The sequence below is a fragment of the Pseudomonas sp. A34-9 genome (genome assembly GCF_029543085.1).
GTDB lineage: Bacteria > Pseudomonadota > Gammaproteobacteria > Pseudomonadales > Pseudomonadaceae > Aquipseudomonas.
Genome location: NZ_CP119967.1, coordinates 3,936,389 through 3,949,141 on the forward strand (window position 1 = coordinate 3,936,389; position 12,753 = coordinate 3,949,141).

Consider the following 12,753-nt stretch of genomic DNA (forward strand, 5'->3'; position numbering starts at 1 on the left):
GTGTTTACACATTCTCTGACTTGCACAAATCCCTGTAGGAGTGAGCCTGCTCGCGATGAGGCCAGTACATTCAACATCAACGTTGTCTGACCTGACGCCTTCTAGAGCAGGTTCACTCCTACAGGGTTCGGCAGTGTTTACACATTCTCTGACCAGCACAAATCCATGTAGGAGTGAGGCTGTTACAAAACATTGTCTAATCGCTATTAATGACCGCCTTATCGAAAGCATCTATCACGGCTAAAAACCCTTTATTTACGGGGTGTTGCGAAACTAACAAGGCAACTTTCGGCGAAAAACAATTCATCATCGACGGCATCAATCAGCTGTTCATTAACAGTGATTGGACGGTACTGAAAGTTAGCCATAACCTGCGCTGACCGAATCCCTTCAACCGGGGTTTTCATTCCTGCGAGGCTGTCATGTCAGAGCGTGTCTTGATCGATGGTTACAACCGCCGCGTCGACTATCTGCGCATGTCGGTGACCGACCGCTGCGACTTCCGCTGCGTCTATTGCATGGCCGAAGACATGCAGTTTCTGCCAAGGCAAAAAATCCTCACGCTGGAAGAGATCTATCAACTGGCGCAGCGCTTTGTGGCGCTCGGGACACGCAAGATTCGCCTCACCGGCGGCGAGCCGCTGATCCGTCCGGGCGTGGTCAAGTTGTGCGAGCAGATCGCCGCCCTGCCCGGCCTGCGCGAGCTGTGCATGACCACCAATGGTTCGCAATTGGGCAAACTCGCCGCGCCGCTGTTCGACGCCGGGGTCAAACGCCTGAACATCAGCCTCGACAGCCTCGATGCGCAGCGCTTCAAACAGATGACCCGCACCGGCGATCTGGCGCAGGTGATCAACGGCATCGATGCCGCGCGCAAGGCCGGTTTTACCCGCACTAAACTCAATGTCGTGGTGATGCAGGGCCGCAATGATCAGGAGATCAACGATCTGGTCAGCTTCGCGATCGACCGCCAGCTCGACATCTCCTTCATCGAAGAGATGCCGTTGGGGATTATCAGCGAACACAGTCGTGCCGAGTCGTTTTTCTCCAGCGCCCAGGTGCGCGAAAAGATTGCCGAACGCTACACCCTAATCGACTCGGCGGAATCGACTCAAGGTCCGTCGCGTTACTGGCGACTGGCCGAAGCGCCGGACATTCGTCTGGGGTTTATCTCGCCGCACAGTCACAACTTTTGTGGCACCTGCAACCGCGTACGGCTCACCGTTGAAGGGCGCCTGCTACTGTGTCTGGGTAACGAGCATTCGGTGGATCTGAAAGCGGTGCTGCGTGCGCATCCGGGGCAACCGCAGAGGCTTGAGAAAGCCATCATCGAGGCGATGAAACTCAAGCCCTATCGGCACAATTTCGAAGTCAACGACGATGTTCAGGTCGTACGTTTCATGAACATGACCGGCGGCTAGACCGCCCCTATCAAGGGTTATCGGAACCGCACAGCATGATCATCAGACCCAAGGTCAACCAGTTCGCCATTCTCTTCACCCTCAAGGGTTCGATCGCCAAGCGCATTGCCCTGCGCACGTTGATGGTCACCCTGCTCGCCTCAGCCATCGTGCTGGTGGAAATCCTCCATCCGAGCAACTTCACCAAGGTCAATGCCACGCCGTTTACGTTGCTGGGTTTGTCGCTGTCGATCTTCATGAATTTTCGCAACAACGCCTGTTATGACCGCTGGTACGAAGCGCGCAAGGCGTGGGGCGAGGTGATCGTGCATATTCGCTCGGTGATTCGCGAAACCCATGTGATTCGTGAGTCTGCGGAGCGCAAGCCGTTGCTGCTCAACCTGTGCGGCTTTGCCCATGCGCTGAACGCGCGGTTGCGCCGGGAAAGCGAAGCGGCGGCCAGCAGTGCCTGGATCACGCCGAAACACGATGCGCAGGTCCCGGACTACAGTGGGCGGATTCTGCAGCAGGTCGGCCAGCAGTGCTCCGACCTGCATCAAAATGGCGAGTTGAGCGAGTGGCGCTACATGCTGCTGGCTAACCACCTGACCAGCCTGACCCAGTCACAAGCGGTATGCGAACGGATCAAGAACACCCCGCTGCCCTTCCCCTACACCCTGCTGCTGCACCGCACGATCTACCTGTTCTGCCTCCTGCTGCCGTTCGCCATGGCCGAACCGCTGGGCTGGCTGACGCCGCTGTTCACGGCGATTGTCAGCTACACGTTCTTTGGTCTGGATGCGATTGCCGATGAACTGGAAGACCCGTTTGGCCGCGATGAAAATGACCTGGCAACCGACTCGCTGGTGCGCACCATCGAGCGCGACATCCTCAGCGAACTGGGCGTGACCGACCTGCCGCCGATGCTGATGCCGGTGGACTATGTGCTGAGTTGAGCCTTGGCTCTCCAAGCTCCCACAGGTTCTGTGTACATACTCAATATCAAGCATCACCACAAATCAAATGTAGGAGTGAGCCTGCTCGCGATGGCGCCGGTACAGTCCACATCTTCGTCGACTGACCCTCCGTCATCGCGAGCAGGCTCGCTCCTACAGGTTTTGCATTCACAGCCGAGTATTGATGAGCGCTCCCACGGTTTGATTGGTGGTGAGGTCAGAACAGTTCGCTGAAGGGAATAAAGCGCAGGGGATCACCGAGGCTGTGGGTAGTGTTTTCCCGGATTTCCACCAGGCCATCGGCCCAGGTCGCGCCGAGCAGGACGCCGGAGCTCTGGTTCGGATAGAGCACCGCACGCCCCGCCTCCAGCCTCACCCGCAGGTATTCACGGCGGCCGCCAGCCTTGTGCCAGTCGAAACCTGCATTGACCGTAAAACTCAGCGGCATGACGTCTTCGACACCTTGTATGCGCAGCAGATACGGCCGCGCCAACAAGCCAAACGTCACCAGGGCCGAGGTCGGATTACCCGGCAGACCAATCACCGGCACCGTGCCGAAATGGCCCACGGTCAGCGGTTTGCCAGGCTTGATCGCCAGTTTCCACAACAGCGGTTTGCCGCTGTCGCGCAGCACCTGACCGAGACAATCGGCATCACCGGCAGACACGCCGCCCGTGGTCAGAATCAGATCAGCGCTCACTTGCAGTTGCTCGAGTTTAAGCCGCGTCTGAGCCGGGCGATCCGGGAGGATCCCGGCGTCGATCACCTCGCAGCCCAGCTCACGCAACCAGTGGCCGAGCAATACGCGGTTGCTGTTGTAGATGCTGCCGGGGCGCAACGGCTGACCCGGTTCGACCAGTTCATCACCGGTCGACAGCAGCGCCACACGCGGGCGACGCACCACGTGCAGTTGCGCCAGCCCTTGCCCGGCGGCGACTGCCAGTTCGAACGGCCCAAGACGTTTGCCGGCCCGCAGCAGGATGTCGCCGACGCGATTTTCCTGACCTTGCGCGCGGATGTTCTGCCCCGCCTTCAGCGGCTGCAAGAAGCGCACGCGGCCGTCCTCCAGCACTTCGACGTTCTCCTGCATCTCGACACAAGTGGCGCCGGGTGGCAGCGGTGCGCCGGTAAAAATCCGTGCACAGGTGCCGGGCAGCAACGTGTCCGGCGCCAGCCCCGCGTAAACCTTTTGCGAGACCTTCAGCGGCTGTCGGTGCCGATCGGCGAGATTGAGCGCGTAACCGTCCATGGCGCTGTTCGGCCATGGCGGCAAGTCGAGTGTCGCCACCAGATCACTGGCCAGCACCCGCCCACGCGCATCGTCGAGCGCCAGCAGTTCGCTGTCGGCCAGGCATTGCTCATTGGCCATGCCGAGCAATTGGTCGAGGGCGTCCTCGACCGGCATCAACGCGGCCTTGCTCATCCGCGTGGTCCGCAGGCTTGCACGGCTTTCAGGTGCGGGACGAAGTTGCACGGGCGATGACGGTTGTCCAGCTGCTCGGCAAGAATGCCTTCCCAGGCGGTGCGGCAAGCGCCGGTCGAACCCGGCAGGCAGCACACCAGCGTGCCGTTCGACAGCCCGGCCAGCGCACGGCTTTGCACGGTGGACGTACCGATGTCCAAAATCGAAATCGCCCGGAACAGTTCACCAAACCCGTCGATCTGCTTATCAAACAAGCACGCCACCGCTTCCGGCGTACTGTCGCGACCGGTGAAACCAGTGCCGCCTGTGATCAGCACCACCTGAATGCCTTCGTCGGCGATCCAGTTCGCTACCTGAGCGCGGATCTTGTACAGATCGTCCTTGAGCAAGTTGCGCTCGCTCAACGTGTGGCCGGCTTCCAGCAAACGACTGACCAGCAATTGGCCCGACGTATCGCTGGCGTAATCGCGAGTATCGCTGACCGTCAGCACGGCAATATTCAGGGGGACAAACAGGGCATCCGCTTTCACGCTCATGGCAGTTCTCCGGCAGCAGTCAATCAATATTGCCGAGCAGCCTAAGTGCCACTTATGAGTACTGTCTAATCACTCTGGCCAACCACATTATCGACCTGCTCTATCGGTGCCTTTGACGTCGTTCAAGGCCAGTAAAACCGGGCCTGATAGAGCTGATCGATAGTCCCTTAAACACTTCCGATTGGACGTATATCCGTTCAGATGAGATCGTCGCACCCTGCGCTTTTCGTGCGTCTCGCGCATCCGCGTCAATACTCAATCAAAAAATCCCCATCGAGCAGGTGCCATCGTGGACATCAAACAACTCAAGTTCCTGATCGCGCTGGACGAAACCCGCCACTTCGGCCAGGCCGCCGCACGCTGCCACATCACCCAGCCGACGTTGTCGATGCGCCTGCGCAATCTGGAGGACGAGCTGGATCTGGTGCTGGTCAACCGTGGCCAGCGCTTTGAAGGTTTCACCCAGGCCGGCGAGCGCGTGCTGGCCTGGGCACGCACTTTGCTCGCCGCTCATGACGGTTTGTTCGCCGAAGCGGCGGCGTGTCGGGGGCAACTGGTCGGTAGTTTGCGTTTGGGTCTGGTGCCGCTCAGTAGCTTCAACCCGGTCAATTACATTCAGGGTCTGTCGGGGACGTATCCGGAGTTGAAATTCAGCCTGTCGTCGCTGAGTTCCGACGAGATCATTGCCGGGCTGGGCAACAATCAGCTCGATCTGGGCGTGTGTTACCTCGATCACGTCAACCCGAGCTATTTCGAGTTTTTCGAGATTGGTGAAACCCGTGTCGGCCTGCTCTACGACAACCGGCATTTCCATTTCGAAGGCTCGGAGATGAGCTGGGAAGACGCCGCCGAATTGCCGCTGGGGATGATCACCGCCGGTATGCATTACCGTAAATCCATCGACCTTAGCTTCCGCAGCCGTGGGCTCAGCCCGCAGCCGATCATGGAAAGCGATTCGACCTATCAGCTGTTGCAGGCGATTCACCAAGGTTTCTGCTGCGCGATCATGCCGCTGGACAGTGGCCTGGAAGAGCCGATCGAGCACCTGTCGTTCATGCAGTTGCCGGATGCCAGTGTGCTCGCGCCGCTGGGCCTGGTGATGCGCAAGACCGAACCGCGCTCGGCGATTGCCGAGAAGTGTTTTGCCGAGGCGCGGAGGTTGTTTGGGGTTGAGGTTTCTGCCGAGTAAATGATGTTGTCTGTCAGGCCGCCTTCGCGAGCAAGCTCGCTCCCACAGTTGAAATGCATTCCCCTGTGGGAGCGAGCTTGCTCGCGAAGACGCCAGACCAGACAGCAAATATCTTGGATCTAAAGGTGTTGATCGACCAAAGCAATCACCACATCGGAACAAGCGATTGGACGCACTTTTAACGCCCCCGTAGCCTGAACACTCTTCAGCGCTTCGGGACTTTTCAGATGCTCTGCCACGTCGAAACCCTCACAGAATCCACCACCGAACCCAACGCCCCGGCACCGCAACCGGCGCAAGTGGCATTTCGCGAATACCTGCCGAACGCCCCCCTCTCCCAAGTCGCCCTGGCCTCGGAAATCGCCCTGGCCATCACCTACAACGGTGTAAGCCAGGCGGTGATGATGGTCTCGCCCGGCAACCTCGAAGACTTCATCCGTGGCTTCAGCCTGAGCAACGCGATCATCGACAGCGTCGAGGAGATTTACGACATCCGCCTCACGCATTTCGACCAGGCCTGTCAGGCCGATGTGCAGATTTCCAGCCGGGCGTTCTGGGCCTTGAAGGATCATCGTCGGCAAATGACCGGCACCAGCGGTTGCGGCATCTGCGGCGTCGAAGCGCTGGAGCAGGCGCTGCCGCAACTGCAGATCCTGCAACCGTCACCATTGCCACCGGCAGCGCATTTCGACGGCATCCGTCAACGTATCGAAGAGGTCCAGCAACTGGCGCGCAGCAGCGGTGCCCTGCACGCCGCGCTGTATTTCAACGGCGACGGTGAAGCGCTGTTGTGCCGCGAAGACATCGGCCGCCACAACGCTCTGGACAAGTTGATCGGTGCGATGCAATTCGACGCCATCGATGCCGCTGAAGGCTTTGTAGTCGTCACCAGCCGATGCAGCCTCGAACTGATCCACAAAGCCGTGCGCGCCCGCCTGCGCACCCTCGTCAGTCTGTCAGCGCCTACCGCACTGACCGTGCGTTGGGCGCTCAAGCACCGGCTCAACCTGATCCACGTGCCGCACCGCAACGCCCCGCGAATTTACAGCCCGATCCAGGAGTTTTGCGCATGAGCCACACCCTCACCCACCTCGACGATCAGGGCCGCGCCAACATGGTCGACGTCAGCGACAAAGCGGCGACCCGTCGCGAAGCCAGCGCGCAAGCCTGGGTGCAGATGCGCCCGCAAACCTTGCAAATGATTCAGGCCAACGGTCACCCCAAAGGTGATGTCTTCGCCGTGGCGCGGATTGCCGGGATACAAGCGGCCAAGCGCACTCACGAACTCATTCCGCTGTGCCATGCGCTGTTGCTCAGTTCGATTCACCTCGAACTCAAGGTTTGCGAACCGGATCGCGTGCAGATCACCAGCACCTGCCGCCTCACCGGCCAGACCGGTGTCGAACTCGAAGCGCTGACCGCCGCCAGCGTCGCCGCGTTGACCATTTACGACATGTGCAAAGCCGTGGACCGGGCGATGGTCATCGGCGACATCCGCCTGCTCAGCAAACAGGGCGGTCGCTCGGGCCACTTTCAATGGGAGGACACGCAATGATCCTGATCAACTACTTCGCCAGCTACCGTGATCGGCTCAATCTGGGCGGTGAAAAAATCCCGCTGACTGAGGCTTTGAGCTGCGTTGAAGATGTACGGCAAATGCTCATGGCGCGCGGCGAGTTGTGGCGCGAAGTGCTCGGCGCCGGCAACCTGATGTGCGCGGTGAATCAGGAGCTGTGTCAGCCGAATCAGGCGATTGAAGATTTCGATGAAATCGCCTTTTTTCCGCCCGTCACCGGGGGTTGATCGATGGCTATTCGAGTCCAGTACAAAAGCTTCGATGTCGGCCAGTTGACTGCCGATCTGCACGCGCGCAATCCACGGGTGGGCGCGGTGGTGAATTTCATTGGTTATGTGCGTGATCTGAACATTGGCCAGCGCGTGAATGAACTGTTTCTTGAGCACTATCCGGGCATGACCGAAAAAGCCCTCGAACAGATTGCCGAAGAAGCTCGCGAGCGCTGGCCGCTGTTGGGCGTGGAGATTGTGCATCGGGTCGGTGCGTTGTCGGTGAGTGAGCCGATCGTGTTTGTCGGGGTCAGCAGTAAACATCGGCACATGGCGTTCGAGGCCTGCGCGTTCATCATGGACGTGCTCAAGACCCGTGCGCCGTTCTGGAAGCGTGAGACCACGGCGCGAGGTTCGCATTGGGTCGAGGCCCGCGACAGCGACCAGAATGCCGCTTTGCGCTGGAGCCTGGCGCACGCCTGAAAAGCAAAAGCCCCTCACCCTAGCCCTCTCCCAAAGGGAGAGGGGACTGATTGGGGGATATTGCAGAAATACGCCGACGTGAAGGAGTTGTAGTGAATCCATAATCGATGGGATCTTTCCGGTCAGGGATAACGCCAGACACCTTGTTCGGCCCCTCTCCCCCAGGCGTTTGGCTGAAAACCACATCCATATTCGACCCGATCTTTCAGGTCGATGGATAACGCCAGACACCTCGGTCGGCCCCCCCTCTCCCTCAGGCGTCTGGCTGAAAACCAAATCCATAATCGACCCGATCTTTCAGGTCGATGGATAACGCCAGACACCTCGGTCGGCCCCCTCTCCCTCTGGGAGAGGGCTGGGGTGAGGGTTCAAAGTCTGATTAGATAGCGACTCCGCCAGGATTCAACTCCGGAGTCACGCTTGAGCACAGCGCCGAAAAACCTGCCCCGCCCCAATCCCGTCACCCTGCGCCAGGCCTGGCGCTTCTGGCTGAAACTCGGCTGCATCGGTTTCGGCGGGCCGGCCGGGCAGATCGCGATCATGCATCAGGAACTGGTCGAGCGTCGGCGCTGGATTTCCGAAAAGCGTTTTCTGCACGCGCTCAACTACTGCATGTTGCTGCCCGGCCCCGAGGCTCAGCAACTGGCGACTTACATCGGCTGGCTGTTGCATCGCACCTGGGGCGGAGTCATCGCCGGAGCGCTGTTTGTCCTGCCGTCGCTGTTCATTCTGATCGCCTTGTCCTGGGTGTACATCGTTTTCGGGGACGTGCCGGCGGTGGCCGGGGTGTTTTACGGCATCAAACCGGCGATCACCGCGATTGTGCTGCATGCCGCGCATCGCATCGGCTCGCGCGCGTTGAAAAACGCGTGGCTGTGGGCGATTGCCGGCGCCTCGTTCGTGGCGATTTTCGCCCTCAATGTGCCCTTTCCCTTGATCGTCCTCGGGGCAGCGCTCATTGGCTATCTGGGCGGACAATTCGCGCCGCAGCGGTTCAGCAGCGGCGGTGCACGCCATAGTGATAAATCCTTCGGCCCGGCGTTGATCGACGACGATACGCCCGCCCCCGAACATGCCCGCTTCAGCCTGGCGAAGTTGCTGCGTCTGCTAGCGGTCGGTGCGGCACTCTGGTGTTTGCCCATGGCGTTGTTGACGGCGCTATTTGGCTGGGACGGCACGTTCACGCAAATGGCCTGGTTCTTCACCAAAGCCGCCCTGCTCACCTTTGGCGGCGCCTACGCGGTATTGCCTTACGTTTATCAGGGCGCCGTCGGGCATTACGGCTGGCTGACGCCGACGCAGATGATCGACGGCCTCGCGCTCGGTGAAACCACGCCGGGCCCGCTGATCATGGTGGTGGCGTTCGTCGGTTTCGTCGGCGCCTACGTGCAACCGGCCTTCGGTCCCGAGCATGCATTTGCTGCCGGGGCGCTTGCGGCAACGCTGGTGACCTGGTTCACCTTCCTGCCCTCGTTTCTGTTCATTCTGGCCGGCGGGCCATTGGTGGAGTCGACGCACAACGAACTGAAGTTCACCGCACCGCTGACGGCAATCACCGCCGCCGTGGTCGGGGTGATTGTGAATCTGGCGTGTTTCTTCGCTTACCACGTGTTCTGGCCGAATGGCTTTAACGGCGCGATGGATGTTTTTTCAGTGGCGCTGGCCGTTGCGGCGGCATTGGCCTTGTTCGTGTTCAAGCGCGGTGTGATCAGTGTGTTGATCGTTTGCGCCCTCGCCGGGCTGGGCTTTGAGCTGATGCGCTGACACGTGGCCGGCGAATCTCCCGTTTACACGCCCGCGAATTCCCCCTTACTATCCGGGCACACCGGTCGGCGGGCATCCCCCGCCACCGACGTTTTCCGCCAACGGAAACACGCGTTATGAGTACGTCACTACAACAACCAGAATCGTTGAACGTCTCTGCCCTGCGCGCCCTCTCCCACAGGGGCGGCGTATGAACCGTATCGTCAATCTCCCCATGGCCCTGCGCCGTTCCAAGCTGCGTCACTCCGCACGCCCGCCGGATATCGCTCTGCCTGTCTGATCGCGCCCGTTAAAAAAGCCGCGACAGTCGCCTACCCCTTGATATCCCTGCCAGGACAGCCACGCCTGTTGTCGCGTCGTGTCCGGCCCGAATCTGCGCGCCTGTGCGGCGCCATCGTGAGTGATTGATTATGAAATTCGCAGCCATCGAAGACGCACGCCTGTTCCTTGAACAGAACCCCGATATCGACATGATCGAGCTGTTTATCCTCGACGCCAACGGCGTGCCGCGCGGCAAGCTGTTGCACCGCGAAGAATTGCTCGCCGTGTATGCAAGCGGTCGGCCGCTGCCGAGCACCATCCTGGGTTTGACCGTGCAAGGTGAAGACGTCGAAAACTCCGGTCTGGTCTGGGACGTCGGTGACATCGACTGCCGCGCCTATCCACTGGAAGGCAGCCTGGTGCGCCTGCCATGGCGCCAGATTCCGACCGCCGCCGTGCAGGTCAGCATGCACCCGACCGAGGGCATGCCGGCGAGCATCGCCGACCCCCGTCACTTGCTGATCAAGGTCATCGACGGCCTCAAAGCCGAGGGTTATTACCCGGTGATGGCCTGCGAACTGGAGTTCTACCTGCTCGACGCCAAACGCGATCACAACGGCCGACCGCAACCGGCACTGGACGCTGACGGTGGTCGACCGCGACACACGCAGGTTTACGGTTTGCGCGAGCTGGAACAGATTGAACCGTTCCTCGCCGACCTTTACAGCGCCTGTAAATTGCACGGCATTCCGGCGCGCACGGCGATCTCCGAATACGCGCCGGGCCAGGTCGAAATCACCCTTGAACACGGTGATGCGCTGGAGGCGATGGATCAGGCGGTGCGCTACAAACGTCTGGTCAAAGCCGTGGCGCACAAGCACGGTATGCAGGCGACGTTCATGGCCAAGCCATTCGATAACCTGGCCGGCACCGGCATGCACATGCACGTCAGTCTGGCGGATGGCGCGGGACGCAATCTGTTCGCTTCCGAAAACCCGGCCGGCACACCCCTGCTGCGCACGGCGATTGGCGGCATGCTCGCCTCCTTGCTCGATTCGTTGCTGCTGTTCTGCCCGAACGCCAACTCCTACCGGCGCTTTCAGGCCAACAGCTATGCGCCGCTGGCGCCGACCTGGGGTGTCGACAACCGCACCGTGAGCCTGCGCGTACCGGGCGGCCCGGCCAACACCCGGCACATCGAACACCGCATTTGCGGCGCCGACGCCAACCCGTATCTGGCAGCGGCGGCGATCCTTGCCGGTATCCATCGCGGCATTCGCGAAGACCTCGATCCGGGGGCGCCGGTTGAAGGCAATGGCTATGCGCAGGCCAAGGAATTGCTGCCGACCGATTGGCTGACGTCGCTGCAGGCGCTGGAGAATTCGGTGTGGGCACGGGATGCCTTGGGCCAGGAATTTCTCGGGGTGTATCTGGCGGTGAAACGTGCCGAGTACCGGCAGTTCATGGCGGAGGTGGGTGAGCAGGATTGGCGCTGGTATCTCACCGAGGCTTAACGATCGGACACCGAACCTGTGGGAGCGAGCTTGCTCGCGAAGGCGTCGTCACATTCAACATTTTGGCTGACTGACACGCCGCTTTCGCGAGCAAGCTCGCTCCCACAGGGGATTGCATTCCGACTCCCGAATTTTGTGTGGACACTGACATGACCGAACGCTGCAATTCCTATTACACCGCCACCCTCAACCAGGACACCGACTACCCGATCCTGCAAGGCCGGCACAGCGTCGACGTGGTGATCATCGGCGGCGGTTTCACTGGCGTCGCCACCGCCGTCGAACTCGCGGAAAAAGGCCTGAAAGTCGCCATCGTCGAAAGCCACAAGATCGGCTGGGGCGCCACCGGGCGCAATGGCGGCCAAGTCACCGGCAGCCTTTCCGGCGACGGCGCAATGCGCAAACAGATGCGCCCGACACTCGGCGATGAGGTCGATGACTTCATCTGGCACCTGCGTTGGCGTGGGCATGAAATCATCCAGCAACGGGTCGAGAAGTACGGCATTCAATGCGACCTAAAACACGGCCACTTGCACGCCGCGTACAAGCCCAGCCATATGACTGACTTGCGCAAGGATTATGAAGAAGCCGTACGGCGCGGATTAGGTGATGAAGTCAGTCTGCTCGACCGCAGCCAGGTGCGCGACCTGCTGCAAAGCGACCTCTACCACGGCGCGATCAAGAACACCCGCAACATGCATCTGCACCCGCTCAACCTGTGCATCGGTGAGGCGCGGGCGGCGGAAAGCCTGGGCGCACTGATCTTCGAAAACAGCGAAGTGCTGGAGATCATTCATGGCGCTACGCCGGGCGTGCGCACGGCTCACGGCCAGATCGACGCCAGGCAGGTGATGCTCGCCGGCGACGTCTATCACAAGCTCGAACCGGGTCAGCTCAAGGGCAAGATCTTCCCGGCCATGGGCGGTATCGTCACCACCGCGCCGCTGGGCGATCTGGCCAGACAGATCAACCCTGAAGACTTGGCGGTGTATGACTGCCGCTTCGTCCTCGACTACTACCGCCTCACCGCCGATGGCCGCCTGTTGTTCGGCGGCGGTGCCAACTACAGCGGCAAGGATTCACGGGACATCGCCGCCGAACTGCGCCCGTGCATAGAGCAAACCTTCCCGGCGCTCAAAGGTGTGCAGATCGATTACCAGTGGAGTTGCGCGATGGGCATCGTCATCAACCGCATCCCGCAACTGGGCAAGCTTTCGGACAACGTCTGGTATTGCCAGGGCTACTCGGGGCACGGCATCGCGACGACGCACATCATGGGCGAAATCATGAGCCGGGCGATCACCGGGCAAATGGAACAGTTCGATACCTTTGCCGCGTGCCAGCACATTCGCGTGCCGATGGGGGATTTGCTGGGTAACCCGCTGCTGGCTGCCGGGATGTGGTACTACCAGATGCTTGAGCGACTTCGCTGACACACCCTC

12 protein-coding genes and 1 pseudogene are annotated in these 12,753 nt (G+C 60.4%); 11 read left to right on the forward strand and 2 right to left on the reverse strand.

Going from position 1 to position 12,753, the window contains the following annotated elements; all coding sequences use genetic code 11:
* Positions 1–422 precede the first annotated feature (422 nt).
* Both moaA and P3G59_RS17425 read left to right on the forward strand, forming a co-directional pair.
* The gene (moaA, locus tag P3G59_RS17420; RefSeq protein ID WP_277758262.1) at positions 423–1,421 is read left to right on the forward strand and encodes a GTP 3',8-cyclase MoaA; all 999 of its coding nucleotides are present in this window, start codon (positions 423–425) and stop codon (positions 1,419–1,421) included.
* A 35-nt stretch (positions 1,422–1,456) separates the two neighbouring features.
* Positions 1,457–2,356 carry a bestrophin family protein gene (locus tag P3G59_RS17425; RefSeq protein WP_277758263.1) on the forward strand — a complete coding sequence of 300 codons (900 nt, stop codon included), beginning with the start codon at positions 1,457–1,459 and terminating at the stop codon, positions 2,354–2,356.
* Positions 2,357–2,573: 217 nt separating this feature from the next.
* Here P3G59_RS17425 and glp read toward each other — a convergent pair whose 3' ends face one another.
* On the reverse strand, positions 2,574–3,779 hold the full coding sequence (glp, locus tag P3G59_RS17430; protein WP_277758264.1) for a gephyrin-like molybdotransferase Glp: 1,206 nt from the start codon (positions 3,777–3,779) through the stop codon (positions 2,574–2,576).
* Positions 3,776–4,315, reverse strand: coding sequence for a molybdenum cofactor biosynthesis protein B (moaB, locus tag P3G59_RS17435; RefSeq protein ID WP_277758265.1), 540 nt, complete (start codon positions 4,313–4,315; stop codon positions 3,776–3,778). Before moaB ends, glp begins: the two co-directional genes overlap by 4 nt.
* A gap of 289 nt (positions 4,316–4,604) precedes the next feature.
* On the opposite strand from moaB, the gene P3G59_RS17440 reads away from it, so the two are divergent.
* The 9 genes and pseudogenes from P3G59_RS17440 to P3G59_RS17480 all read left to right on the forward strand — a co-directional run bounded on the left by P3G59_RS17440 (position 4,605) and on the right by P3G59_RS17480 (position 12,744).
* Positions 4,605–5,504 carry a LysR family transcriptional regulator gene (locus P3G59_RS17440; protein ID WP_277758266.1) on the forward strand — a complete coding sequence of 300 codons (900 nt, stop codon included), beginning with the start codon at positions 4,605–4,607 and terminating at the stop codon, positions 5,502–5,504.
* 227 nt (positions 5,505–5,731) lie between these two features.
* Positions 5,732–6,577: a formate dehydrogenase accessory sulfurtransferase FdhD gene (gene fdhD, locus P3G59_RS17445; protein WP_277758267.1), complete on the forward strand. Its 846-nt coding sequence runs from the start codon at positions 5,732–5,734 to the stop codon at positions 6,575–6,577.
* Positions 6,574–7,059, forward strand: coding sequence for a cyclic pyranopterin monophosphate synthase MoaC (gene moaC, locus P3G59_RS17450; RefSeq protein ID WP_277758268.1), 486 nt, complete (start codon positions 6,574–6,576; stop codon positions 7,057–7,059). Before fdhD ends, moaC begins: the two co-directional genes overlap by 4 nt.
* On the forward strand, positions 7,056–7,307 hold the full coding sequence (locus tag P3G59_RS17455; protein ID WP_277758269.1) for a MoaD/ThiS family protein: 252 nt from the start codon (positions 7,056–7,058) through the stop codon (positions 7,305–7,307). The genes moaC and P3G59_RS17455 overlap by 4 nt, the downstream gene beginning before the upstream one ends.
* A 3-nt stretch (positions 7,308–7,310) precedes the next feature.
* On the forward strand, positions 7,311–7,772 hold the full coding sequence (gene moaE, locus P3G59_RS17460; protein ID WP_277758270.1) for a molybdopterin synthase catalytic subunit MoaE: 462 nt from the start codon (positions 7,311–7,313) through the stop codon (positions 7,770–7,772).
* 420 nt (positions 7,773–8,192) lie between these two features.
* On the forward strand, positions 8,193–9,536 hold the full coding sequence (gene chrA, locus P3G59_RS17465) for a chromate efflux transporter (protein WP_277758271.1): 1,344 nt from the start codon (positions 8,193–8,195) through the stop codon (positions 9,534–9,536).
* A gap of 410 nt (positions 9,537–9,946) precedes the next feature.
* Complete coding sequence (locus tag P3G59_RS17470) at positions 9,947–11,311, forward strand: glutamine synthetase family protein (RefSeq protein WP_277758272.1); 1,365 nt, start codon at positions 9,947–9,949, stop codon at positions 11,309–11,311.
* Between the two features lie 18 nt (positions 11,312–11,329).
* Positions 11,330–11,419, forward strand: a pseudogene (locus tag P3G59_RS17475) (DUF4381 domain-containing protein); the annotation flags it as partial.
* 41 nt (positions 11,420–11,460) lie between these two features.
* A complete protein-coding gene (locus P3G59_RS17480) occupies positions 11,461–12,744 on the forward strand; it encodes an FAD-binding oxidoreductase (RefSeq protein ID WP_277758273.1) in 1,284 nt (427 codons plus the stop codon).
* The last annotated feature ends 9 nt before the right edge of the window (positions 12,745–12,753 follow it).

Excerpts from the sequence above, each read along its gene's own strand:
- fdhD (WP_277758267.1), top strand. The coding sequence starts at position 5,732 with ATGCTCTGCCACGTCGAAACCCTCACAGAATCCACCACCGAACCCAAC.
- P3G59_RS17470 (WP_277758272.1), top strand. The coding sequence starts at position 9,947 with ATGAAATTCGCAGCCATCGAAGACGCACGCCTGTTCCTTGAACAGAAC.
- moaC (WP_277758268.1), top strand. The coding sequence starts at position 6,574 with ATGAGCCACACCCTCACCCACCTCGACGATCAGGGCCGCGCCAACATG.
- P3G59_RS17480 (WP_277758273.1), top strand. The coding sequence starts at position 11,461 with ATGACCGAACGCTGCAATTCCTATTACACCGCCACCCTCAACCAGGAC.
- moaB (WP_277758265.1), bottom strand. The coding sequence starts at position 4,315 with ATGAGCGTGAAAGCGGATGCCCTGTTTGTCCCCCTGAATATTGCCGTG.
- moaA (WP_277758262.1), top strand. The coding sequence starts at position 423 with ATGTCAGAGCGTGTCTTGATCGATGGTTACAACCGCCGCGTCGACTAT.
- glp (WP_277758264.1), bottom strand. The coding sequence starts at position 3,779 with ATGAGCAAGGCCGCGTTGATGCCGGTCGAGGACGCCCTCGACCAATTG.
- P3G59_RS17425 (WP_277758263.1), top strand. The coding sequence starts at position 1,457 with ATGATCATCAGACCCAAGGTCAACCAGTTCGCCATTCTCTTCACCCTC.
- P3G59_RS17455 (WP_277758269.1), top strand. The coding sequence starts at position 7,056 with ATGATCCTGATCAACTACTTCGCCAGCTACCGTGATCGGCTCAATCTG.
- moaE (WP_277758270.1), top strand. The coding sequence starts at position 7,311 with ATGGCTATTCGAGTCCAGTACAAAAGCTTCGATGTCGGCCAGTTGACT.